Origin of the sequence: Amycolatopsis oliviviridis (assembly GCF_014654365.1) — a bacterium.
In the GTDB taxonomy this organism is placed as follows: domain Bacteria; phylum Actinomycetota; class Actinomycetes; order Mycobacteriales; family Pseudonocardiaceae; genus Amycolatopsis; species Amycolatopsis oliviviridis.
Map to the genome: position 1 here is coordinate 25,811 of NZ_BNAY01000016.1, position 22,206 is coordinate 48,016.

Consider the following 22,206-nt stretch of genomic DNA (forward strand, 5'->3'; position numbering starts at 1 on the left):
CTCATCACCTTCCCCGTCCACCACCGCGCACGTGCTCGTGATCGGCGCGGGCTTGGGCGGTCTCTGCCTGGCTCAGGGCTTGCGCCGCGCGGGCATCAGCACCGCCGTCTACGAACGCGACGCCTCGCCGGTGGCCCGCGCGCAGGGGCATCGCCTCCACCTCGACGCGAACGGCCGCCGGGCACTCGCGGCCACACTGCCGCCGGACCTGTTCGCGCTCCTCGGGGCGATGGCGGGCCGTCCGGCACCGCGGGTGAGCGGTTTCGACGAGCGGCTGCGTCCGGCCGGGGTGTTCGCACTGGACGAGGATCCGGTGCCGGACGACGTCATGCCGTCGCATGTGGTCATCGACCGGCGCATCCTGCGCCAGGTCCTCCTCGACGGCCTGGACGAGGTCGTCGAATTCGGCAGGCGGTGTGTCGGTCACGAGGCCGACGGGGACACCGTCACGGCCTTCTTCTCCGACGGCGGCACCGCGCGGGGAACGTTGCTGGTGGCCGCCGACGGCGTCGGGTCGGTGATCCGGTCCCAGCGCCTCCCGCACGCCCGCGTGATCGACTCCGGTGCGCGGTTGATCTACGGGCGGGTTCCGCTGACGCCCGCCCTGCGCGCGGAATTGCCGCCCGCGATGTCCAGTGTCTTCAACTCCGTCGTCGGACCGGGACGACGGTTCCTCGGCATCGCGCCGGTCGAGTACCGGGAACGGCCCCGCGCGGCCGCGGCCCGGCTGGCCTCCCGAGTGGAGCTGGATCCGGCCGAGGACAGCCTCGCGGTCATGTTCGGACGGCGCCGCGAGTCGCTGGGCCTGTCCGACGAGGAACTGCTCACGGCGTCCGGCGAACGGCTGCGTGAGGTCGTGCTCGGACAGCTCGGCGGATGGCATCCCTTGCTGCGGCGCGTCGTCGCGGACTGGGACACGTCGACGCTGTATCCGATCACGGTGCGCGGCAGCGTCCCCGTGCCGCCGTGGCCGAGTTCCCCCGTCACCCTGCTCGGCGACGCCGTCCACGCGATGAGCCCGGCGGCCGGTGCCGGAGCGAACATGGCGTTGCGCGACGCGGCCGCGCTTTCCACCTCATTGGCCCGTGCCACACCGGGAACCCCGCTCGTGGACCTGGTGCGGGACTACGAACGGGACATGATCGAGAAGGGGTTCGACGCGGTGAAGCGTTCGTCGGCGAACGGCGTGCGGATACTCGGGGAGGACCCGCTTCCCGAGTGAGCGGGAAGCCAAGGGCCGCCCGGAAAAGCGCATGGCGGCATTTTTCCGGTGGCGTCCCGGAGACCCCCGGCGAAACCCTGATGTGAACAGTCCACGGAATTCGAAACGAGAAGAACGCGGAACCGGCGACCGGACGAATTCGGCTTCGTCACCGATTCGTCCGGTCGCGCGCCGACGGGGGATCTCATGCTGACGCGACGACCGTTTCCGATACGGAACGCATTCCTGAACGGATCGGGCGTTCTCGGCGCCGGAATGGCGCTGCTCTTGCTCGCCACCGCGTGTGGCGGTCCTGCCGCTCCACCGCCCTCCACTCCGCCGTCGTCTCCGGCGGTCACGACGACGGCACCCACGAGCACGACACCGGCTGTCGATCTTTCTTCGCTGCGCCAAGGAAAGATCCCGGCTGTATATCCCGAGCCGGACCTGAGCGGCCTGCCTCCCAAGCCGGCGGATTCCGCGCCACTGCGAGAGCGGATCGCCTGGGAAGCACTGAAGAAGGTGACCGACTTCGCCCATCGCGTCGATCCAGGGGCGCGCTCGTCCTGCCCCGCCTTCGACCCCGGTCGCACCACTCTGTTGACCTGTACCGTCACCTACCTCGGCGAGAAAAACGACTACGTCCTGCGCGACATCAAGTTCAAGGGCAACGGGTTGACCGACGGCCGCAGTGAACAGGGCATCGTCTCCTACACCGCGGAACCCACCGCCGGGCCGATCATCCACGACCAGGTCGAGGCCGTGCTGCGCTACCAGAACGGCACCGAGTACGCGGCCTGCGACATGCCCGAGCACGTGCGGTTCGCCTTCGACTCCACCCGGCGGCGGCCGTCGAGTTCGTCGGTCGAGGGCAAGTGGATCCACGTGCCCGGCATCTCCTGCCGCCAGCTGGACCCCGCGACCAAGACGATCCGCACCGTCCCTCTGGAACTCTACGAATTCGGCTCGCCCGTCCATCCCTCGTCGCGGACCGGCGGCTGACCCGGGAGGCTTCGAGGACCGACGGCGAGTACTGTCAGCCGCCGAAGATCGTGATGGCCTGCTTCGCCAGCCACCGCTCGCTTTCGTCCCAGGTCCAGCCGCACTCCTTGACCAGGGTCCGCCACGCGTTGAACCCGAAGCAGAACCACAGCACGTCCGTCGCGTGCGAGACGTCGGCCGCCAGAAAGCCCTTGTCCCGCAAGGTTTCGGCGATCGAGGTCAACGCCTGCCGGTACGGGGTCGTGCTCTGGCGCCAGAGCAGCTCACCGTCCTCGTGCACCGGCAGCGCCGCGAAGAGGATCTCGATGACCTGCTGGGAGTTCTCGTTCCCCAGCCGGGTGCCGTGCGCGACCATCGCCACCGCCTCCGCCAGATCGCCGGTCCGACGGACGGCTTCGACGACGGTGGCGGAGTCCGTTTTTTCGATCGATTCGCCGATGATGCGATGCAGCACGTCGGACTTGCCACCCGTGCTCGCGTACACCGTCTGCGGCGCGACGCCCGCCTCCTTGGCGATGTCGGCGACCGTCACCCGGGCGTACCCGTTGGCGGAGAACAGGTCCGTGGCCGCGCGCAGGATGTCCCGCCGGGTTTCGGCGGCGTCCCGCGCGCGGCGCGGCGAGTGGTACGGCCTTGTCACGGCTTCGTTTCCAGCGTCCCCACCACCTCGGTCGCGGCGGGCATCGCCGCGATCTCCTTGGCGATCATGCGCACGGACTCGCGAACGTTCACCTCCTCCAGCGCCGTCCGGACCGCGGCCAACGTCGCTTCCGGCGTCTGCGACGGCGGCATGAGGGCGATGCCCGCACCGGCGGCGGCGACCCGCTCGGCCTGGAAGAACTGGTCCGCGCCCTGCGGCAGCACGACCAGCGGCACAGCTTTCGCCAGCGCGGCGGACGTCGTGCCCGCGCCGCCGTGCGTCACCACCACGTCGACGCCGTCGAGCAGGTCGTCCATCGGCGTGAAGCCGGCGAACGTGATCCGCGAAGCATCGACGTCGAACTCCTCCGGCCGCGCGGCGAGCCCGAGCGTCACCACGATCTCGACGTCCAAAGTGGACAATGCGCGCAGCAGCGGGCTGAGTTGTGCCGGCCTGCTGAAGAAAGTCCCGAACGTCACCAGCACCCGGGGCCGCGACGACGGAGCGAGCTTCGCCGATTCGGTGCCCGGCTCCCGGAACGCCTCCGGCCGCAACGGCAGCCATCCTTCCGGCTGCCGCCATTCCTCGGCGCGCATCGACGCGGGCCACGTGTCCAGGAGCCATTTTCGGGGCCGCCACGGCAGCCCTCGCGACTCGTGCCGTGAACGCGCCATGGCGTCCATCGCGTCGGTGAACGGCGGCGGCAGCGGCGGCCCGAAGGCCAGGGTCGCGACCGGTGCGTCCGCCGAGGCCGCCACCAGCGGTCCCACGTAATCGCACAGCTCGGCCACGACGAGATCGGGGCGGAAATCCGCGGTGACGGCGAGCGCCTCGTCGGCGGTCAGATCGACACGAGTCCCCGCGAAGAACTCGGCCACCGACTCGGGCGTGGGATCCATCGCCGGGTCGGCCCCGGTACGCCGCGCGACCTCGGCGAACAGCACATCCGGCAACGGACCGGCGGCCAGCAGTTCGAGGCCCTGCGCCGAGAGCACCGGCGCCATCCCGGCGGCGGTCAGCACGGCCACGTCGTGGCCCCGGTCCCGGAAGGCGCGTGCCAGCGGGAGCAACGGCAGCAGGTGACCGTGCTGCGGGACACTCGAGAAGAGGATTCGCATATTGATCAGAGTACCCCTCTAACCAATAGATGATCTAGCAAGCGGGTCACAGGCCGACCGGAGGCGCCCGCGGGACCGGGGCGTCGAGATCCGCGACCGGCCGGTACATCACTGGTCCTCGGTCGCCGTGTCCCGCAAGAGATCCCGATAGCCGCGGATGGCCGAACGGATCTCCTGGAGGTAGTCGTCCGGCCCGAACGGCTGGGTGTGCGCCCCGAGATCGGCGATGTCGGCGGGCACTCCCACCGTCTCGACCGTCGCGCCGTAGGGCATCGCCACCGTGCGGATCGCGCCGGCTTCCTGGTAGGGAACGTAGATCGCGGTGGTGATGAGCAGAACGTGGGCCTTCCACAAGGACTGCCGCCGCGGCCCCGCCCACCAGCCGAACGTGTCCGCCGTGTTGGCTCTCCGCACCGCGGGTTCACTGGACGGCGCCGCGACGACCGAGAGGTCGGGCCGTCCCGGGAACCGGGCGACCGCCCAGTCTCCGTTGCCCGTCCGCCCGGACGCGGACCGGTTCACCTCGGGCTCACCCCTGAGGTCGAACGCCCGGGCCATCCCCAGCAGTATGGCGTCCATCTCGTTGCCCGCCGCGATGCCCAGGGCGGACGCGAGGTCCAGTTCGTCACCGGCGAGTGGCCGGAAACCGCCGAGCGCCGTGACGTTGCCGAAGACGACACCACTGCGCGAGAGCTTCGCGGCATAGGCAGGCCGCACGAGGCACGCCCGGACGAGTCCGCCCAAGATGAGCACGTAGTCGTAGTACCGCCGGCTCGGAGGACGCGGCTCGACCAGGCCCAGCGCCGACGCCGTCGCCACCGCGGCACGCTTCTGAGCCGGCGTCAGGTTCGCGCGCACCGCCTGGTTGCGTTCGGCACCCCGCCGGAAGTTCCAGTGCTTGTCGGAGAGCTTGTCGAACCACCCGAACAGATCGTCGTCGCTGACATCGCGTGGCGGTGCCGCACCCCACTCCGCCGCCAGAGCCGTCAACGGCTCTGACCTGATCCACGCCCCGAGGGCAGCCCTCATGCGTGCGCGTGCCTCGGACCGGGGTACGTCCGCCGACCAGGTGGGCGCCGCGACGCCGTTGCCCGCCATCAGTTCGCCCTCCTTCGGGGGACGTGGATGAAACCGCCGGGCGTGGTCATCGATCACTACCTCCCTGGCGGGCGGATGCCATTCCTCCCGACGCTTGGATGCAGAGTCGCGCGCCGGTCCGGCGCGTTACAGAATTCGCCGAACGGCAGCGAGAGCGGAGAAGATCGAATTGCGTAACGCCGTGCGGACACCCGGCGACTCCCCAGCCGAACAGGAGGAAGCCGTGAAACTTCCACACGACATCGTCGAACTCGTGACCACTTACATCCGGGTCGAAATGCACGAGATCGGGCCGCCGCCCGGATATGACCCACGGCGGATCTACAATATGTACGCGCAGGCCACCGCGAATTCCGCCGAATTCCTCGCCGCCGTGGCCGCCGCCGTTCTCCCGGCGGGCGGCGAGGCGGCCCGCGGTGGCGCCCGTCTGGTGTGGGAATTGTTGTCAGTCGACCACTTCGACACGGACCGGAACGCGCGAGCCATGCTGATCGCGGGCGTGCGGTGGGCGCGGGCGACCCGCCGTCCCCTCGTGCCCTACGAAATGACTGCCGCCTTCACCGAGGATCGGATGGGCCAGGGTATTGAGGGGTAAGGCGAAAAATGTCCTGCCCGCTCGCCGGGGTGCCTGCTTCGGATGTTGTGAAAGCCACTTTCGCAACCTTCAACGTTGTGAAAGTGGCCTTCACAACGCCGCCGACCCGCCAGGCCGCGCTGGGGCCGGACCGGAGCGGCGAGTGACAGGTGTGTGGAAATAGGGACATTCAACGTCCTCATTCTCACACACCCGAGGACACAACGCGGCTGGCCGGCCGGACCTCGCTTCGGATGTCCGATCTGGAGGGTGAGTCGAGGCCTCGCTGGAAGGGGGTTCCCGGTGGCGACGGGACCGGCCCCGAGGTCGCCGACGTGGTCCAGCTGGTCGACATGGTCAAGGTGGGCCGGATGATCGGTGTGCTGCCCCGTTCACTGATCGAGCCGATGAACGCCGGCGTGGTGTGCGTCCCGGTGATCGACGCACCACTCAGCCGCCTGGTACTCGCCTGGAACGAACAGGACCGCCGGCCGCTGGTCGCGTCGTTCGTGGCCGCCGCGCTGGAGGCCAAGCCGCACCAGGACTCCGTGGCCGCATCACAGTAAGCCGCCGGAAAAAATCTCACCATCGCGGAGAAGCGGGACACTTTTATCGCAACTTCCCCCATTTCGGCTCGAATACGAGCTTGATTCGAAGCCGGGATGTGCGAAAGTCGAGCGTATGTCCGACGAGCATTCGAAGAAAGCGTGTGACGACCGCCCGCGTTCCGTCGACGAGCTCGCTTTCGATCCGCAATGGCGGATCACCCGGAGTTCCAGGAGCCGGCGATGGGTCACGGCCGAGTACCGGGCCACCGATCCCGAAGACCCGTGGGTCATCGGCCTCACGCCGATCGCGCACGACCTCGTCGCCGCCATCCTCTGGAAAGGCGACATCGTCACCGAACACGAACGGGGCTCGGAGACGGCCATGTGCGAGCTGGCCCGGCGCTGGATCGCACGACTGGGTGAGCAGTCCTTCGGCCCCGCCTGATCGTGATGGCCGGCAGGCCATCACGATCAGGCGCCCGGATAGCTGTCTCGAACGGCGAAGGTCACTTCGCCCACCAGTGCACGAGCAGCGTCCAGCGCGTTGTGGAGCGTGGCGATGTCACACTCCGTTCCGCGCTGCCGGAGTTCGATCAGGGAAACGGCGCAGGTGAGCGCGCTGTCGACGGCGGCCATGAGCGGATCACCGGACACTCTCAGCACGCCCCGGGCCCGCTCGACCGCGTCGACGGCACGCCCCACCTCGCTGCCGGTCCCGACGAGCGATTCCTCTTGTCGTATGACCACACCGTCACACTCCCACCAAGGCCATGACTCCGAGTCCCAGCAAGATCACGCCTACCACCGAATCCAACGATCGCTTGACGCGCGGCCGGTTCAGGAACGGGTGGAGACTTCCGGCGGCGAACGCGAACCCGAACAACCACAGGGCGCTCACCGTGACGTAGATGGCGAAAAGCACGAGTTCGGCACCCAGGGCCGACGCGGCCGAGCCCGGGAGGAACTGCGGAAGGATCGACAGATAGAACAGGCCGATCTTCGGGTTCAGGCAATTCATCAGCAGCCCGCGCAGGAAGAAACCCGAGTTCCCGCGATCTTCGCGGCGCGGAGCCGGAGGCGCCGCCGACACCGCGGAACGCAAGGCCGTGATCCCGAGCCAGACCAGGTAGAGCGCGCCGGCCACGGTGACGACCTGGAAAGCCACGCTGCCGTTGGCCAGCAGCGCCGACAGCCCCAGAACCGACGCGACACCCCAGAGGACGATGCCGAGCAGGACCCCGCCGGCGGTGCGCACCGCCGCCGGACGTCCGGCGGCGGCACTCGTCTGGAGCAGCAGAGCCTGATCCGGCCCCGGAACGATGACGATGACCGCGGCCGCCGCCGTGAAAGTGAGCAAAGTGAAGCCAGTCAAGCGGTCCCCCCGCGTCGTTCAGCCGAAAATGTTCACCGGGAGTCGCGGTAGATCCATTCCAGGATCGCCACCGCGCTGCCGTACTTCATCCGTGCCTGCTCCCAGGCGATCGAGCGGTCCCCGTCGAGCACCGATCCCTTGACCTCGTCACCGCGGTGCGCGGGCAGGTCGTGCATGAACACCGCGTCCGGCCACCGGGCCATGACCTCGTCGTCCACGTGGAACGGACGGAAGTCCTCCCGCCAGTCCGCGCTCGGCTTCGCCGTACCCGTGGTCTGCCAGCGAGTCGTGTAGACGACGTCGGCCGCGATCTCGGCCGAATCGAGGTCGTGGGTCTCGATGAACCGGGAAGCCGAGGCCGCGCCCTTTTCCTCCAGCGACCCGAGCAGGGCGGCATCGAGCCCGTACCCCTTCGGCGTGGCGAAAACCACCGTGACACCACGATAGGTACTGAGGATCTTTCCCAGCGCCGCGGCCGTGTTGTTCCCTTCGCCGACGTACAGCACCGACAATCCGTCCACTTGACCGAAGTGCCGAAGCATCGTCGCCGCGTCGCAGACGCCCTGAGTCGGGTGCTCCTGCGCGGCCATCGCGTTCACCACGGGCAATCCCCCGCTGCGGGCCACCAGCCGCATCTCTTCGAGCGGGCCCGCGGTGCGCATCACCAGCCCGTCGAGCATCGCGCCGAACATCCGGCCGGTGTCGTGCAGCGACTCACCGGTGTTGAGCTGAAGATCGCCGGGACCGTACGGGATGACCGAGGCGCCGAGCCGCAACGCCGCCGACGTGAACGCGGTCCGCGTGCGCGTCGAGGTCTTGGCGAAATAGATGCCGAGCACTTTCCCGGACAGTTTCTGTTCCAGCCGCCCTTCCCGGGCGAGCACGTCGACCGACCGCTCGACGATCCCGTGCAGTTCTTCGGTGTCGACGTCATCGAGAGAAAGAAAACCGGCCATGCTGCGCACCCCCGTCAGATCAAAACCAGCGAATTGTCCACGACTCGCGACGAGCACACTTCCGGGAACTCCATCTCCGACCTCGCCGTGAGTTCCTTCGCGCGGCGCCAGCCCGGCGAATAGATCGTGTCCTCGTAACGGTCGCCGCCGTCGGGACAGACGACGACCACGTGCTCGGCGCCGAGCCCCTCGCCGACCCACCGCAAGGCACCGGCCACGGCGGCACCCGAGCTCCCGCCGACACGGACACCCAGCTCGTTCGCGACCCAGTCGCAAGCGGCCACCGCCTCGGCCGCGGTCACCTTCACGTTCAGGCAGTCCTGCCCGGAGACGAAGGAAGAGGTCCGGCTCGCGCCGATCCCGTTCAGGCTGCGAGAGGCGGGCGGGCCACCGAGCGCCACCGAGCCCACTTCGTCCACCGCGACGCAACGCCAGGGCAGGCTGTTGCGCTCGACGTAGTCCGTGAACCCGCGAACGGTGCCCCCGGTCGACACCCCGAGGAAGACGTCGAGTTCCCCGTGCGGGACGGCGGCGGCGATCTCCGGGGCGGTCCCCTCGGAATGCGCGCGGGGATTGGCCGGGTTCTCGTACTGGTTCGGCCACACGAGCAGCTCTTCGGCCGCCATTCGGTCGCGGATGTAGGCGATCCTGGAAAGCAGGTACCCGCCCGTCGCGTCGGGAGTCGTCACTTCCACGATCTTCGCGTCCGCGCTCCGCATCTGCCGCACGAGCTTGCGCGACGTCCGCGGGTCGACGACGGCGGTGAACTCCACCCCGCAGATCTGGGAGTACCTGGCCAGTGCGACGCCGAGGTTTCCGGACGTCGACTCGATGATCCCGCCGCAGAGCACCCCCGACTCGAAGGTCGAGGAGAGCAGGGAATACGCCACTCTGTCCTTTATGGACCCAAATGGGTTCTCCTGTTCCAGTTTCAACCAGAGATTCGTCGTTCTGCCGCGATATCTCGTCACGGCGTGCAGCATCGGGGTTCTCCCCGGCACCGGGCCGTGCAGTTCACTCGGCAACGTCTTCCCCTCCCCCTTGTACCAGGTCACTGGTCACGTCCGGTTCGACCGATCTCCATTGCTGATGCTCCTGGCCCAGATATGGCTGCCGTCGCAGAACGGCTTCTGCAGTGAACGTCCGCAGCGGCAGAGCGCGATGGTCTTCCGCTGCGGATCTATCGGTTCGTCGGTCTGGCTGCGCAGGTCGTAGTCGCCGCGGATGATGACCGGCCCGTCCTCGCACACCACGACCGTGGCAGGCGCGGGCTTCCGCACCGGATTCCCGGCGTCCCCTCCCTGGGTGTCCATCAGCCCGCCGCCACGGATGTCGCGCCGCGCAAAGAGGACTCACCGCGTTCCCAGGAGGACAGCAGGTACTCGTTGGCCCGCGCGCCCAGTTCGGCCGTCACGAGGGCGCCGAAGACCATGTCGGACAGCTCACGCGGGTTGTCCCGCACGAATTTGCCGCACATGTCGTAGGCGGCGAGCTGTTCGTGGACGGCATCGGCGACGATGTGCTCCTGGAAGAACAACCACGAGTCGTCCGACCCGTCCAGCCGCTGCAGCCCGTTCCGGAAATTGCGATTCACGAAGTGCGAGCCGATTTCCGTCATCGCGAGATTTCCGAGCATCGCACCCCGGTGACGACCGTAGGTCCCGAAATAGGATATCACGTTCACGTTCGCCAGCGAACAAGCCGGGACGTCCTCGAAATACGCGCCGAATTCGGTGTGCATGCCGAGCTCGGCGAGGGTCAGCTCGAACAACTGGGAATGGAGCCTGCCCGGGATTCCGCCGCCGTACTCGTCGGCCTGGATCTCCACCAGGGCCGGTTTGCCGCCACCGCGCACCCGCGGGATGACGAGGCTGTGATGGTCCGCTTCCATGAGGCTGTAGACGGAGCGGTGCATGAGGAACTCCCGGAACTGCTCCATCGTGGCGTCCTGCTTGAGGTACCGCGAAAGAGACCGTCCCGGGCTCGGCTTCCCGAGTTCCATCAGGAAAGCGGGAAGCTCCTCCACGTCCACCGGTGGGAGCAGACCTGCGGTTTCACGGAGCTCGCGGGCGAAGCGGGCTTCGAGGCGCTTCCGCAGCTCGATCAGCGAGGTTTCCCATTCCCACTGTTGCGCCGATTCGCCGAAGAGGCAGTACTGGGGCCCGTAGCACAGGAACAGACTCAGCTGCAGGTCCTCCTCGGAGATGGATTCCACCTCGGTCGCCGAAATGGCTCCCAGGACGGATTCGTCACCGGCCTCCGGAGGACGCTGGAAGACCCGGACGAGTATTTCGCTCACCGGACCGCGATGGTTGGGCAACCGCACCTTGACTCCCTGAATGATGACGGTGGAAATTCCGGGTCAGACGAGCTCCAGTGCCTGCCCGATGTCGGCGTCGTCCGCCTGGCGCAGGACCGCGCCGAACAGCGCCACATCGAGAATGCCGAGCCCGAAAGGGTTCACGACGACGTAACCGGTGTCCGGCCGCTGCGCGACCGTCTCGCCGGCGAGCAGCTCGCCGAGCGTCGCGGTGATCGAGGGCCGGTCCGTTCCCGTCTTCGCGGCGATCCGCCCTTCGCCGATCAGACGTCCCAAGGGCCGCCGGGGGTTTTCGACGATCAGCTGGACGTCGTCGACGAACAGGGCCGAGGCTCCGGTCAGGACTTCGTCGGTCAGGTCGCCGAGCGAGACGTTGACCAGGAGCGAACCCGGCCGCACCCAGTCCGGCTGGACGTACCCGTCCGCGACGGTGGTCAGGAACACGGTCGTTTCCGCTTCGGCCATCGCCTCGGCAGGCGTGGCCGCGACGGTGAACGAGATTCCCGGGTGCCGCGAGGCGAGTTCGCCCGCGAGGCTTTGGGCCACCGTCCGTCGCACGTCGCACAGGACGACCCGGCTCAGCTCCGGGCATCTCGCGATGAGCAGGGCGAGGTGCACCCGCGCCTGGGTCCCGCATCCGACGACGGCCAGCGAGCGGATCGCCTGGTATCCGGCGGCTTCGACGGCGATCGCGGTCACGGCGGCCGTGCGCACGGCGCTGAGCACGCCGACCTCCATCACCGCGGTCACCCGCGCCGTCCGCGCGTCGAAGCAGAGCCCCAGCCCACCGGCCCGTTCCAAGCCGAACTCCGGGTTGGACACGCTGGCGTTGATGATCTTCATGCCGTAGGCGCCCTCGGCCCCGTCTGCGAGCACGGCCCCCGGCATGCCGATCGAACGACTGTAGGCGCCGTGCCGGTTGGTCCACGACAGATAGGCCTCGCTCGGCAGGATGGTCCGGCCGAGGTGATGGCTCATCAGCGCGTCCTTGACCGCGGCCACGACGTCGACCTTCGCCAGGCACTCCACGACTTCGGCCCGGCCGAGGAACCGCACCGACTCCGGCGCCGGCCTCGCGAGCACGTCCGCGAGCCACAGGTTCTCCATCGTTCCTCCTGTCGATCCGGTCACGAGTTCCACGTCTCCCGGTACCACTGGGCGAGGCTCAGGGCGGTTTCCAGCGGGTTGCGCCGGAGCTGGGTGTCGAAGTAGCCGTCCGGCCTGCTCAGCAGCTCGCGGAGCGCGCCCGCGTCGACGATGTCCAGCGCGGGCGAACGGTTCTCCGCGAGGAGGGTGCCGGTCCGCCGTCGCAGATCCTGTTCGTACCGGGTGTCGGCGGTGGTGGGGTACGGGCTCTTCTTCCGGTGCAGCACCGAATCGGGCAGCAGCCCGGCCGCCGCGCCGCGGAGCACGCTCTTTTCCCTGCCGTCGTAGGTCTTGATCTTCCACGGGACGTTGTGCACGTACTCGACCAGCCGGTGATCGCAGAAGGGCACCCGCACTTCGAGACCGGCGGCCATGCTGAGCCGGTCCTTGCGATCCAGCAGGACCGGCAGCCAGCGCGTGAGGTGCAGATGACCGAACTCGCGCATCCGCCGGTCCTGCGCGTCTTCTCCCGGCAGGTGCTCGACTTCGCCGATCGCCTGCCGGTAGCGGTCGGCCCGGTATTCCCCGAACCGCGTGTGCTCGCGGAACTCGGCGGTCAGCATCTCCTCGGGGACGAACTGCATGGTGCTGAGCCAGGGAAAGTCCGCCTTGGCGACGACGGCCGGATCGTGGAACCAGTTGTAGCCGCCGAACACCTCGTCCGCGGATTCGCCGGACAGCGCGACGGTCGACTGTTCACGGATGGCCGAGAAGAGCAAGTACAGCGAGGTGTCGACGTCGCCGAAGGTGAGCGGAAGGTCGTGCGCGCCGAGTACCGCGTCCCGGTTCGCGTCCTCCGTGAGGGCTTCGTCCGGCAGCTCGATGGTCCGGTGCGCCGTCCCGAGGTGGTCGACGACCTGGAGTGCGTATGGATTGTCCCGTTCGGGCCGGAACTCGCTGGCGCGGAAATGGTCCGCGCTGCCGACGAAATCGACCGAGAACGAACGGACCGGACCGTCCCCGGCCTTGTCGAGGACGTCCGCGGCCATGGCGGTCAGCGCGCTCGAGTCCAAGCCGCCGGAGAGCAGCGTACACAGCGGCACGTCGGTGATCAGCTGCTGCCGCACGGTGTCGACGAGCAGTTCCCGGACGTGGGCGACCGTGTCCGCGATGTCGTCCTCGTGCGGAACTGTCGGCAGGCTCCAGTACCGGGACAGTCGGCTGCCGTTGTCGTCGACGGTGAGGACGTGTCCCGGCGGCACCTCGTACAGGTCGCGGAACGGAGTGACACCGGGAGTCTTGACGAGCCCCAGCAGATCGGCGAGGCCCTGGTGGTCGATCCGCGCGGTGAACCCCGGGTGGGCCAGCACCGCTTTCGGCTCGGACGCGAACAGCACCGCTTCGCCGGACCTGGCGTAGTAAAGGGGTTTGATGCCCAGCCGGTCGCGGACCAGGAGCAGTCTCCGCGCACGCGGGTCCCAGAGCGCGAAGGCGAACATCCCGTTGAGCCGTTCGACGAAGCCCTCGCCCCACTCCAGATAGGCGTTGAGCACCACTTCAGTGTCGCCGTGGGTCCGGAAGACGTGTCCGCGCGAGGCCAGTTCCGCTCTCAGCTCAAGGAAGTTGTAGACCTCCCCGCTGTAGCAGAGCACGGCGTGCGGCTGCCCGGACGAGCCCGCGATCATGGGCTGCACGCCCCGGCGCACGTCGAGAATGGCCAGCCTGCGGTGCCCGAGTCCCACATGCCCGTCCGCCCACAGCCCTTCGTCGTCCGGACCGCGGCGGACGAGCGTACGGGTCATGCGTTCGAGCTCGACTTCTTTCCACTCGGTGGGACGGCTGAGATCGATCCAGCCGGCGATTCCGCACATGACGCTCCCTGTCTTAGAGGCATGCTGGTACAGCTCGATTCGCTCGTACGCTGCGATGAGTCGTTCACCCCGGCGACACGTGTCATTGGCTTGGCGCGACCGGGAGAACGAAAGTGGGGTGTTTCACCGACCAGGGCGGCGTTAGAGTGTGGACGCACGCCGACGACTGCCGGTAATTCATCTGGCGAGGACAGTACTCAGCGCACAACAGCGCCCGTACCGCCACCAGAGTGACGTCGGCGCGTTTGAGACGGCTCTCGATGTCTCGCAGGACAAGTTGCGACAGCTCCGCGTTTAGTGCTAAACTCTACCGGCAATTGAATTGCCATGGGGTAACGACGGGTCATTGACCGAGCTTTATTTCCTGGGGAGGAATTGTCCTTGATCATCAACGGCAGCGATCGGTTGCGGCTGGTTGAGCAGGCAGGGAACGAGATCCGCGAACAGCAGCGGAGCCTGCCCAGTAAAGACTTCTACCTGCGGAAACTCTCCCAGACGTGGCGAAGGGCCGAGCGGACCGAAGCCTACGTCGGCCTCCCGGAGTACTCCTTCGCCAGGTTCGAGGAACTCGGCACCACCAGCAAGTATCGCCTCAAGGAAAACCCATACGAATTCTTGGCGGCCTCGGTCGACGCGGCGGCCAAATATTATGAAACAACCGGGACGACCGGACTGCCGACGCCGACCCCCCGGCTGGCGGAGGACATAATCTGGAACACCGTTTCGGTGGCCGAGGCCTGGCGTGATCTGTTGCCGGAAAATGATCGTGTATTGATTATGCTGCCCTCGGACATCGTGCCGGTGGCGGACCTTATCGTCGGCGTCTGCGAGTACCTGGGGCGACCGCATACCCGGGCCTATCCGTTCGCCACCGGGATCTCCGACTGGGACCGGCTGATCGGATTGTGCCGGTCCTTCCGGCCGACCACTGTTTTCGCGGCGCCCGGAGTGGCACTGCAGTTCAGCAGGCTGCTCAAACAACGCGGTCTGCTGGCGGAACTGAGCGCCGGCGTGCGCCGGTTCATGCTGCTCGGCGAGGTCAGCACCGCGCCGTTCCGGACCCGGCTCGGCCGGTGGTGGGACGCCTCCGTGCTGGACGCGAGTTACGGCAGCACGGAGACCGGCACCCTGGCCGCCGGCTGCGCGAGGGATCGCCTGCATCTGCTGACCGCCACCAACTACTTCGAACTCGCGGGCGACGACGGAACGGTCCGCCCGCTGCCGCCATCCGGCGCCGGACGGCTCGTGGTCACCCCGCTCAACCTGCACGCCCGGTGCGTCCTGCGCCTGGACACCGGGGACGACGTGCGGATGGGCACCCGGTGCGACTGCGGCGACCGTGCCCCGGTGATCGAGGTCGTCGGCCGCGGTTCCGACGCCGTGGCCGTGCGCGGCGCGAAGCTCACCGTGCGCGCGGTCGAAGAGGTGGTCTACGGCGAAACCGAGGCGACCGGCTACCTGATGGAGACCGACGCGCCGGGCGCCTTCGCCCGGCTGATCCTGGAACGGGACGTGCACTGGGACAGGGCGGGGGAAGCCACGATGGCCGACCGCCTCCAGCATTCGTCCCGCGAGGTGCTCGGCCTGGAGTGGGACGAGGTGCTCTTCGTCAACCAGTTGCCCGCGAGCACGAAGAGCGGCGCTTCGCAGAAAAGCTGGAAACGGTCCAACTTCCGGGTCGTGGGGGCGGGCGGATGACCGCGCGTCTCGCTCCCCACGCGCCGCTCGGGACCGCCGTCACCACCGGTGAAGCCGACCTGTGGTGCACCTACGCCGCGGTCCGCACGGCCGCGTGGCTGGACCGGGCGGGCGAGCTGCCCGGCAACGCGGCCACCGTCGATTACCTGAGCAGCCGCCGCAACACCGACGGCGGCTACGCCTGGAGCAAGGGAATGGCCTCCGACGCGTGGGCGACCTTCTACTGCACGCAGGCGATGGCCGAACTCGGTGCCGACATCCCCAAGCTCGGCGCGACGCGGGACTGGCTGCGCCGGACCTGGTCGGGTGACGCGTACGCGATGCTGCCCGGACAGGCCCCCGACGTCTGGGCCACGCATTTTTCGGTGCGCAGCGTGGTCGAACTGTGCGGGGACACCCCGCCGGACCGCGAACGGCTGGTGAGCTGGCTGCGCGCGCTGCAGGCGCCGGACGGGGGCCTCGGCTGGTCGCCTGAGCATGCCGGGGCCACGGCTTCCGACGTCCGTGCCTGCTTCTACGGGGTGATGTCCTGGCGGGCGTTGCGGTCCCTGGAACCGGATCTGGCGCTTCCGTGGAACGGTCCCGCGCTCGTGCGCTGGCTGCGGGATCAGCAGTCGGCCGAAGGCGGTTTCCGGTTCGGGCCGTCGGCGGACACCGCGTGCATGTGGGCCACCTACCGGGCGACGGCCGCGCTGGAAACGCTGGGCTCGGCCCCGGCGGGGAAACAGGCTTGCCTCGACTGGATCCTGGACCGCCGGACGACCGACGGCTCCTTCGTCCGGTGGGCCGGTTACGACGTGGCCGACGTCTGGGCTTCGTTCTGCGCGATCGGCTCGCTGCGGTCGCTGGGCGCGGACACCGGCCCGCACACCGCCCCCGTACTGCGCAGGCTGCGCGCGCTTTCCTGTCCCTCCGGTGGTTTCACCTACCGCGAACCCGATCGGGCCGGGGACGCGCTGAGCACCGCGGCCACCGCCTTGATGACGGCGGCCGACGATCCGCGACAGGAGCGGTGGCGTACCTGGCTGGCCGGATGCCGGCTGCCGAACGAGGGCGGGATCATGTACATGCCCGCCCGGGGCAGCGAAGTGCGGTGCACCCTGTGGGCGCTCGCCGCGGGAGCCGCCGAGGCCGATTCCACCGCACCGCTCGAAATCGCGGACTGGCTGGCCGGGCTGCAGAACCCGGACGGTGGTTTCGGCTACTGGGAAGGCCGGGGATCGGATCTGGTCTCCACCGCGGCGGCGGTGGAAACCTTGCGGCTGCTCGGAATTCCGGTCTCGCGGGTACTGGACACCACGCGGCTGGCGGAGTTCGTCCTCGGCTGCCGCGACGAGGAGGGTCACCGGCACGTGCCGGGGGCGCCTCCCACCCTCCGTGCCGGATTGCAGGCGATGCGGATCAAGGAGCAACTCGGCCGGGCCGCACCCGGCGAACTGGCCGCGCTACTCGAACGCCATCGGGTGCCCAGTGGCGGCTTCGCCAACGTGGGCTCGCGCATGCCGGATCTGCTGAGCACCTACGAAGCGGTGGTGACCGCGGACCGTCAGCGGGTCTTCGTGGATTTCGCCCGGTTGACCGTCTTCCTCGACCGGCTCGTCCGGCCGGAGGGAATCGGGTGGACACCGCTCGCGCCGACCGGCGGCGGGGTGCTGGCCGATTGTCTCGGCACGCTGCTTCGCGAACGGAGCGAGGGACGCCGGGCGGCCCTGCCCGCGCTCACCCTGTCCTGAGGGAAACCCTTCCATCCTGGGGAAATCCATGCCCACCATCACCATTCGCACGACAGCTCTGTCCACTGTGGAACGCCGGGCGATAGCCGTCCGGCTGACCCGCTGGTTCGCCGAACACGACAGCGACCGCAAACACGTGGTCGTGCGGTTCGAACGGACCGAGGAAGGCTCGGTGTTCGTCGGCGGACTGCCGATCGAAGCCCTTCCGCGCGAAGACGACGGTCTGCACCACGCGAGTGTCGTCTGCTGCGTGTCCGTCGGACGGGACGAAGCCTTCTACGAGGAACTGGCCGACGTACTCGCCGACTCGCTCGGCATGACCACCGGGACTCCGTTCTTCTACCTGGAATTCCGGCCCACACCCAAGGAATCCGTGTACTTCGGTGTCCAGGGACACCTCCGTCGCGCGGACTCCACACTGAGGGGAAACCGATGACCGTATCTTCCGTGCCCACCCTCGACTCCCTCCAGGCCCGGACCAGGACCGTGCTGGCCGGCCTGTTCGGTCCGGAGATCGACGACCTTCCCGCCGACACGCCGCTCCCGGAAACTCTCGGCGACCGCTACGACAGCCTCGGCGCGATGGAATGCGTCACCGCGATGGAAAAGGAGTTCGGCATCGAGGTCGACTTCGTCGAGCACGACGTCCGCTACACCTTCGCGCAGCTGGACCGCATCGCCGAGTTCGTCCATTCCCAGCTGGAGGACAGGGCCGTCTTCGGAGGGGCTCGATGACGGCGCCGGAGATCGAGTTCCGCACGTCCGGGCACACGGGTACCCCCGCCGTCTGGCTGCGGACCCCGGACCAGCTGCGGGCCGAGGCCGGGCTCATCGCGGACGAACTCGTCGGCGAGATCGAGCAGATCGTCAGCTTCGCGCCGGTGGAGCACCTGTTCGGCAGGCTGTTCGCACAGGTCCTGCCGGAGATGCGCGACGTTCCCGTGCACCATCTCACCCACGCGCCCACCGGATTGCCGCCCGAGGTGGAGGACAAGCGGACGCTGTTCGTCTGCCTGCCGTCGAGCTGGCTGGTGCTGCGTCATCTGCTCGACCGGCTCAAGGCGCTCCCCTCGGCGGTCGCCCTGCACGGGACCGGGCCGACGGTACCGGCCACCGGTGAGGTGATGGCCGCGTTGTCCGGCACCGGTTTCCGCGCGTTCGAGCTGTTCGGATCCACCGAGACCGGCGGGATCGCGCACCGGGAGATCGCACCGGCCGGTACCGAGACGGGACGCTGGCGGCTCCTGCCCGACGTCGAGTTCGCCGATCCGCGCGAAAGTCCGGGACAGTGGCTCCACATCCGGAGCCCCCGGCTGGCCCGCCGCGGCGACATGGCGGCCAGGCCGGAAACGTGGCAGCTGCCCGACGTCATCCATCGCGAAGGCCGGTCCTTCGCCTTCCACGGGCGGGCTTCGGCGCTGATCAAGGTGAACGGGGCGCGGGTCAACCTGGAGGAACTCGCGACCGCGCTGCGGAACCCGGCCGACGGCCTGGACGTGGCCTGCCTGCCCGTACACGATCCCGTCCGCGCCGAGCACTACGAACTGTTCTACAGCTCCGATCGGAACCTTTCCCGCCAGCAGATCTTCGCCCGGTTGCGGAAGGTCATGCACGACGTCACCCCGCCGCGCGCGGTGCACCAGGTCCGGCGCATCCCCCGGACCTCGACCGGGAAGATCGCCGTCACCGCCCTGTACGCACTCACTCAAGGGGCGAGCTGATGGCGGGCCGCCCGCTTCCCTCCGCGCCGGCCGCGTCGCTGACCGGGTACGCCGAGCACGCCGGGATCACCTACCCGGACGATCGCCCGGAACTTCCCGATCTGCTGGAGCTGCCGCTGGCCGAACGATGCGCCCGGCACGACCGAGGCGAGTGGGACGACCGGAAATGGACGGAGCAGAACGAAACCTGGTACTCCGTGGCCGATGCCCGGTACCGGGCGGTCACCGCGCGGCGGACCCCGGCCTCGGGTACGCCGCTGATCCGGGTCGGCGTCAAGGACACCATCGACGTCGCCGGCCTGCCCACTTCCTTGGGGCTGCGCCATTACCGGCATCATCCGGCGGTGTCGGCGACGGCGCTCTCCCGGCTCGACGGCGTCGAGGACCAGGTGATCGGCAAGGTCGTCAGCACCGAGCTGAACATCGGTGTCGGCTCCGGCTGCGTGAATCCCTATTTCCCGCACATCGACCCCGCCGGTTCGAGTACCGGCGCGGGCGTCGCCGTCGCCGCCGGCATCTGTGACCTCGCGATGGGCACGGACGTGCTCGGGTCGGTGCGGTGGCCCGCCGGGCACTGCGGCACCGTCGGCCTGCGGATGACGCACGATCCCGGGCTGCTGCCCGGCATCTTCCCGTTGTCACCACCGATGGACGCGGTCGGCTGGGTGGCGCGCACGGCCGAGGATCTCGCGTTCCTGTGGCGGCGCCTGGGTCTTCACACCCTGCTCGGTCAGCCCGGGCGGACGCCGCCCGCCCGGTACCGCATCGGTGTGCCCGCCAACGTACGGGACGGCTCGTGCGCTCCCGAAATGCTGGAGACACTGGACCTGGTCAGCGCCGCGCTGGCAGACGACGGCCACGAGACGACCGATCTCAGGGTGGGCGACGAGCTCTGGCAGCGTCGCGGCGACGCCTGGCAGCTCTGCGCGCGGCAGGCGTGGGACGGCTACCGGCTGTGGCGGCACTGGATCACCGTGCCGGTGCACGAGAGCACCGAGCAGACGCTGGAGATCGGCGCCCGGGTGACCGACGCCCAGTACGCGGAGATCCTCGACGCGATGTACTCCTGCCGTCAGGAGAACGCCGCCCGCTTCGGCGATCACACGCATGCCTGGCTGCTGCCGCTGGATCCCTCTCCCCCACCCGACATCCGGACCGGCCGCCGGGTCGCCACCACCATCCCCGCCCCCGGGGAAGCCGACTACGACCGGCGGATCGGGTACACCCCCATCGCCAGTTTCGCCGGGTTGCCCGCCGTCGCCGTGCCCGTCCGTCTCAGCCGGGTGAACCGGGCGCCGCTCGGGGTGCAGATCGTCGGCCCGCCCGGCAGTGAAGAACGGCTGATCGATCTGGCCCGACGGGTCCAGCTCCGGCTGAAACCGCCGGAGCTTCGCCCCGCGTGATCACCACCACCACACAGGAGACCGTGATGATCCCCGACGCAGTGCTGGAAATCGCCGCCGCCCACCAACCCGACTGGTCCGCGCCGGAGGAACTGGCCGCCGTGCGGAACGAATTGCACGGCAGGCCACCGCTCGTCGACGCCCATTCGTGTCACGCGCTCGCCGGCGAACTCGAATTCGTCGCCCGCGGGGAAGCCGTGGTGATCCAGGCGGGCGACTGTGCCGAACTGTTCTCCGACTCGGCGCGGCACCGGGTCCAGGCCAAAGCATCGCAGCTGCACCACCTCTGCGAAACCGCCGAATCCGCCGGGGTGCCGACCGTCCGGATCGGCCGGTTCGCCGGGCAGTTCGCCAAACCCCGTTCCTGCGCGACGGAAGTCCTGCCGGACGGCACGGAGATCCCGGTCTACCGCGGCGACGCGGTGAACGGCCTGAACCCCACCGCCGAGGCCAGGCGAGCCGATCCGGCACGCCTGCTCACCGCCTACGACCTCACGGCGACCGGCCTGGACGCGTTGTTCATGCGGCAGCTGCTGCTTTCCGAGGGCGGCAGCGGGATCAGCTCGATGCTGGCACCGACCTACATCAGCCACGAAGCCCTGCTGCTGGACTTCGAGCACGCCCTGCTGCGGCAGGACAAGGCCCGCGGCGGCAACTACGCCTCCTCCGCCCACATGGTGTGGATCGGTGAGCGCACCAGACAGCTCGATCACGCGCATCTCGCGTTCGCCGAGCGGATCACCAACCCCGTCGGAGTGAAGATCGGCCCGAACGCGACCCCGGAAGAGCTGATCGCCATCGTCGACCGGCTGGCCACCGGGCATGGCCGGGGAAGGCTGAGCCTGATCGTCCGCATGGGCGCGGAGAAGATCGCGGACCGGCTCCCCGCGCTGGTGACCGCGCTCGGCACGCGGGCCGGGCAGGTGACCTGGCTGAGCGATCCCATGCACGGCAACACCAAGAAGACCACGGCCGGGCAGAAGACCCGGGTGGTGACGGACATCGAGGCCGAGGTCGGCGACTTCTGCCGGATCCTGCGGGAGCACCGGGTCCACCCGGGCGGGCTCCACCTCGAAGTCAGCCCCGACCCGGTGACCGAATGCGTGGACACGACGGCCGAGCTGACCGGCGCGCTCCGGCTGGACCGGTACGAGTCGGCCTGCGATCCCCGGCTGAACCCGGATCAGGCGCAGCGGGTCGTCCGGCATTTCACCAAGCTGCTCTGAACCCCCGGCGCGGCGGGGTTCAGAGCGCCGTGCCGACATCGCCGACGTGGGAAACGCCGTGATCGTCACAGCGAACCTGCACCTCGGCGAGCAGTACCCGTAGCAATGAGGCGAGCTGGGCCCGCTGTTCTTCGCTCAGCCCGGAAACCAGTTCGAGTTCCCGTTCGAGTACCCGATCGACGGTCTGTTCCACCAGCGAGTGCCCGGCCGGTGTCAGCGTCACGAACACGCTGCGGCCGGGCGGCTCGGTGTGCCGCACGACCAGACCCTCGCGTTCCGCGCGGGCGACCCGCTGCGAGATCGCTCCCGCCGTGACCAGGGTCAGCCTCGCCAGTTCCCTGGTCGTCAGCGAGTACGGCGGCGAACTGCGCCGGAGCACGCTGAGCAGGTCCAACGTGGCCGAATCGACGTCGGAGTCCAGCAGGACGCGCCGGCGGTCCTCACCGAACAACTTGGCCAGCTGCCACACCCGCGTCACGATGCCGATGGACTCGGTCGACGTGCCGGGCCGTTCGCGCTGCCACGCCTCCTCGATCTCGTCCGCGGCGTCCGGCGTGGGGTCCTTTTCGGACGCTGCACTCATCCCAGACCTCCACCGCGGTTGTCGGCTGCACGGCACACAGCCTATCATTTAGGCCT

At 68.8% G+C, this 22,206-nt stretch carries 24 protein-coding genes; 12 read left to right on the forward strand and 12 right to left on the reverse strand.

Features of this window, described 5'->3' with window-relative positions; all coding sequences use genetic code 11:
• The first annotated feature begins 31 nt into the window (after nucleotides 1-31).
• Complete coding sequence (locus IE302_RS40915) at nucleotides 32-1,222, forward strand: FAD-dependent oxidoreductase (RefSeq protein ID WP_229908294.1); 1,191 nt, start codon at nucleotides 32-34, stop codon at nucleotides 1,220-1,222.
• 255 nt (nucleotides 1,223-1,477) lie between these two features.
• The gene (locus tag IE302_RS40920) at nucleotides 1,478-2,203 is read left to right on the forward strand and encodes a hypothetical protein (RefSeq protein WP_229908295.1); all 726 of its coding nucleotides are present in this window, start codon (nucleotides 1,478-1,480) and stop codon (nucleotides 2,201-2,203) included.
• A 34-nt stretch (nucleotides 2,204-2,237) separates the two neighbouring features.
• On the opposite strand, the gene IE302_RS40925 is transcribed toward IE302_RS40920, so the two are convergent.
• The 3 genes from IE302_RS40925 to IE302_RS40935 all read right to left on the reverse strand — a co-directional run bounded on the left by IE302_RS40925 (nucleotide 2,238) and on the right by IE302_RS40935 (nucleotide 5,059).
• The gene (locus IE302_RS40925) at nucleotides 2,238-2,843 is read right to left on the reverse strand and encodes a TetR/AcrR family transcriptional regulator (protein ID WP_191259843.1); all 606 of its coding nucleotides are present in this window, start codon (nucleotides 2,841-2,843) and stop codon (nucleotides 2,238-2,240) included.
• Entirely contained in the window at nucleotides 2,840-3,961 is a 1,122-nt protein-coding gene (locus IE302_RS40930; protein WP_191259844.1) for a glycosyltransferase, read from the reverse strand. Before IE302_RS40930 ends, IE302_RS40925 begins: the two co-directional genes overlap by 4 nt.
• Before the next feature lie 108 nt (nucleotides 3,962-4,069).
• A complete protein-coding gene (locus IE302_RS40935) occupies nucleotides 4,070-5,059 on the reverse strand; it encodes a hypothetical protein (protein WP_191259845.1) in 990 nt (329 codons plus the stop codon).
• 223 nt (nucleotides 5,060-5,282) lie between these two features.
• Here IE302_RS40935 and IE302_RS40940 point away from each other — a divergent pair, with 223 nt between their 5' ends.
• The 3 genes from IE302_RS40940 (at nucleotide 5,283) to IE302_RS40950 (ending at nucleotide 6,626) form a co-directional block, all read left to right on the forward strand.
• On the forward strand, nucleotides 5,283-5,654 hold the full coding sequence (locus IE302_RS40940) for a hypothetical protein (protein WP_191259846.1): 372 nt from the start codon (nucleotides 5,283-5,285) through the stop codon (nucleotides 5,652-5,654).
• Between the two features lie 233 nt (nucleotides 5,655-5,887).
• Complete coding sequence (locus tag IE302_RS40945; RefSeq protein ID WP_229908296.1) at nucleotides 5,888-6,199, forward strand: LysR substrate-binding domain-containing protein; 312 nt, start codon at nucleotides 5,888-5,890, stop codon at nucleotides 6,197-6,199.
• 115 nt (nucleotides 6,200-6,314) lie between these two features.
• The gene (locus IE302_RS40950; RefSeq protein WP_191259847.1) at nucleotides 6,315-6,626 is read left to right on the forward strand and encodes a hypothetical protein; all 312 of its coding nucleotides are present in this window, start codon (nucleotides 6,315-6,317) and stop codon (nucleotides 6,624-6,626) included.
• 26 nt (nucleotides 6,627-6,652) lie between these two features.
• On the opposite strand, the gene IE302_RS40955 is transcribed toward IE302_RS40950, so the two are convergent.
• The 8 genes from IE302_RS40955 to asnB are packed head-to-tail and all read right to left on the reverse strand — an operon-like array spanning nucleotide 6,653 to nucleotide 13,786.
• On the reverse strand, nucleotides 6,653-6,928 hold the full coding sequence (locus tag IE302_RS40955) for a hypothetical protein (RefSeq protein ID WP_191259848.1): 276 nt from the start codon (nucleotides 6,926-6,928) through the stop codon (nucleotides 6,653-6,655).
• A 4-nt stretch (nucleotides 6,929-6,932) separates the two neighbouring features.
• Nucleotides 6,933-7,553, reverse strand: a complete 621-nt coding sequence (locus tag IE302_RS40960; RefSeq protein WP_229908297.1) for a LysE family translocator — start codon at nucleotides 7,551-7,553, stop codon at nucleotides 6,933-6,935.
• A 32-nt stretch (nucleotides 7,554-7,585) separates the two neighbouring features.
• The gene (locus tag IE302_RS40965) at nucleotides 7,586-8,509 is read right to left on the reverse strand and encodes an ornithine carbamoyltransferase (protein WP_191259849.1); all 924 of its coding nucleotides are present in this window, start codon (nucleotides 8,507-8,509) and stop codon (nucleotides 7,586-7,588) included.
• Between the two features lie 14 nt (nucleotides 8,510-8,523).
• On the reverse strand, nucleotides 8,524-9,564 hold the full coding sequence (locus IE302_RS40970) for a pyridoxal-phosphate dependent enzyme (protein WP_191259850.1): 1,041 nt from the start codon (nucleotides 9,562-9,564) through the stop codon (nucleotides 8,524-8,526).
• Between the two features lie 3 nt (nucleotides 9,565-9,567).
• Nucleotides 9,568-9,822 (reverse strand): CDGSH iron-sulfur domain-containing protein, encoded by a 255-nt coding sequence (locus tag IE302_RS40975; protein ID WP_191259851.1) that lies wholly within the window; start codon nucleotides 9,820-9,822, stop codon nucleotides 9,568-9,570.
• A complete protein-coding gene (locus IE302_RS40980) occupies nucleotides 9,822-10,835 on the reverse strand; it encodes an iron-containing redox enzyme family protein (protein ID WP_191259852.1) in 1,014 nt (337 codons plus the stop codon). The genes IE302_RS40975 and IE302_RS40980 overlap by 1 nt, the downstream gene beginning before the upstream one ends.
• Nucleotides 10,836-10,871: 36 nt before the next feature.
• The gene (locus IE302_RS40985) at nucleotides 10,872-11,936 is read right to left on the reverse strand and encodes an ornithine cyclodeaminase (protein WP_191259853.1); all 1,065 of its coding nucleotides are present in this window, start codon (nucleotides 11,934-11,936) and stop codon (nucleotides 10,872-10,874) included.
• A 20-nt stretch (nucleotides 11,937-11,956) separates the two neighbouring features.
• Complete coding sequence (asnB, locus tag IE302_RS40990) at nucleotides 11,957-13,786, reverse strand: asparagine synthase (glutamine-hydrolyzing) (RefSeq protein WP_191259854.1); 1,830 nt, start codon at nucleotides 13,784-13,786, stop codon at nucleotides 11,957-11,959.
• 381 nt (nucleotides 13,787-14,167) lie between these two features.
• On the opposite strand from asnB, the gene IE302_RS40995 reads away from it, so the two are divergent.
• From IE302_RS40995 to IE302_RS41025, 7 genes are read left to right on the forward strand one after another with little or no spacing between them, the layout of a single operon-like run.
• Complete coding sequence (locus IE302_RS40995) at nucleotides 14,168-15,484, forward strand: phenylacetate--CoA ligase family protein (RefSeq protein WP_191259855.1); 1,317 nt, start codon at nucleotides 14,168-14,170, stop codon at nucleotides 15,482-15,484.
• Nucleotides 15,481-17,217, forward strand: a complete 1,737-nt coding sequence (locus IE302_RS41000) for a prenyltransferase/squalene oxidase repeat-containing protein (protein ID WP_191259856.1) — start codon at nucleotides 15,481-15,483, stop codon at nucleotides 17,215-17,217. The genes IE302_RS40995 and IE302_RS41000 overlap by 4 nt, the downstream gene beginning before the upstream one ends.
• A gap of 28 nt (nucleotides 17,218-17,245) precedes the next feature.
• Entirely contained in the window at nucleotides 17,246-17,653 is a 408-nt protein-coding gene (locus tag IE302_RS41005) for a hypothetical protein (protein ID WP_191259857.1), read from the forward strand.
• Nucleotides 17,650-17,952 (forward strand): acyl carrier protein, encoded by a 303-nt coding sequence (locus tag IE302_RS41010; RefSeq protein ID WP_191259858.1) that lies wholly within the window; start codon nucleotides 17,650-17,652, stop codon nucleotides 17,950-17,952. The genes IE302_RS41005 and IE302_RS41010 overlap by 4 nt, the downstream gene beginning before the upstream one ends.
• Nucleotides 17,949-18,938, forward strand: a complete 990-nt coding sequence (locus IE302_RS41015) for a class I adenylate-forming enzyme family protein (RefSeq protein ID WP_191259859.1) — start codon at nucleotides 17,949-17,951, stop codon at nucleotides 18,936-18,938. Before IE302_RS41010 ends, IE302_RS41015 begins: the two co-directional genes overlap by 4 nt.
• A complete protein-coding gene (locus tag IE302_RS41020) occupies nucleotides 18,938-20,341 on the forward strand; it encodes an amidase family protein (protein WP_191259860.1) in 1,404 nt (467 codons plus the stop codon). The genes IE302_RS41015 and IE302_RS41020 overlap by 1 nt, the downstream gene beginning before the upstream one ends.
• A 26-nt stretch (nucleotides 20,342-20,367) precedes the next feature.
• On the forward strand, nucleotides 20,368-21,567 hold the full coding sequence (locus IE302_RS41025; RefSeq protein WP_191259861.1) for a 3-deoxy-7-phosphoheptulonate synthase: 1,200 nt from the start codon (nucleotides 20,368-20,370) through the stop codon (nucleotides 21,565-21,567).
• 19 nt (nucleotides 21,568-21,586) lie between these two features.
• Here IE302_RS41025 and IE302_RS41030 read toward each other — a convergent pair whose 3' ends face one another.
• Nucleotides 21,587-22,150 carry a MarR family winged helix-turn-helix transcriptional regulator gene (locus IE302_RS41030; RefSeq protein WP_191259862.1) on the reverse strand — a complete coding sequence of 188 codons (564 nt, stop codon included), beginning with the start codon at nucleotides 22,148-22,150 and terminating at the stop codon, nucleotides 21,587-21,589.
• Between the last annotated feature and the right edge of the window lie 56 nt (nucleotides 22,151-22,206).

Bases quoted from the DNA above. Each gene is read 5' to 3' on its own strand.
- IE302_RS40920 (WP_229908295.1), top strand. From the start codon at position 1,478: ATGGCGCTGCTCTTGCTCGCCACCGCGTGTGGCGGTCCTGCCGCTCCA.
- IE302_RS40930 (WP_191259844.1), bottom strand. From the start codon at position 3,961: ATGCGAATCCTCTTCTCGAGTGTCCCGCAGCACGGTCACCTGCTGCCG.
- IE302_RS40935 (WP_191259845.1), bottom strand. From the start codon at position 5,059: ATGGCGGGCAACGGCGTCGCGGCGCCCACCTGGTCGGCGGACGTACCC.
- IE302_RS40945 (WP_229908296.1), top strand. From the start codon at position 5,888: ATGTCCGATCTGGAGGGTGAGTCGAGGCCTCGCTGGAAGGGGGTTCCC.
- IE302_RS40950 (WP_191259847.1), top strand. From the start codon at position 6,315: ATGTCCGACGAGCATTCGAAGAAAGCGTGTGACGACCGCCCGCGTTCC.
- IE302_RS40965 (WP_191259849.1), bottom strand. From the start codon at position 8,509: ATGGCCGGTTTTCTTTCTCTCGATGACGTCGACACCGAAGAACTGCAC.
- IE302_RS40975 (WP_191259851.1), bottom strand. From the start codon at position 9,822: ATGGACACCCAGGGAGGGGACGCCGGGAATCCGGTGCGGAAGCCCGCG.
- IE302_RS40985 (WP_191259853.1), bottom strand. From the start codon at position 11,936: ATGGAGAACCTGTGGCTCGCGGACGTGCTCGCGAGGCCGGCGCCGGAG.
- asnB (WP_191259854.1), bottom strand. From the start codon at position 13,786: ATGTGCGGAATCGCCGGCTGGATCGATCTCAGCCGTCCCACCGAGTGG.
- IE302_RS41000 (WP_191259856.1), top strand. From the start codon at position 15,481: ATGACCGCGCGTCTCGCTCCCCACGCGCCGCTCGGGACCGCCGTCACC.
- IE302_RS41005 (WP_191259857.1), top strand. From the start codon at position 17,246: ATGCCCACCATCACCATTCGCACGACAGCTCTGTCCACTGTGGAACGC.
- IE302_RS41010 (WP_191259858.1), top strand. From the start codon at position 17,650: ATGACCGTATCTTCCGTGCCCACCCTCGACTCCCTCCAGGCCCGGACC.
- IE302_RS41015 (WP_191259859.1), top strand. From the start codon at position 17,949: ATGACGGCGCCGGAGATCGAGTTCCGCACGTCCGGGCACACGGGTACC.
- IE302_RS41020 (WP_191259860.1), top strand. From the start codon at position 18,938: ATGGCGGGCCGCCCGCTTCCCTCCGCGCCGGCCGCGTCGCTGACCGGG.
- IE302_RS41025 (WP_191259861.1), top strand. From the start codon at position 20,368: ATGATCCCCGACGCAGTGCTGGAAATCGCCGCCGCCCACCAACCCGAC.
- IE302_RS41030 (WP_191259862.1), bottom strand. From the start codon at position 22,150: ATGAGTGCAGCGTCCGAAAAGGACCCCACGCCGGACGCCGCGGACGAG.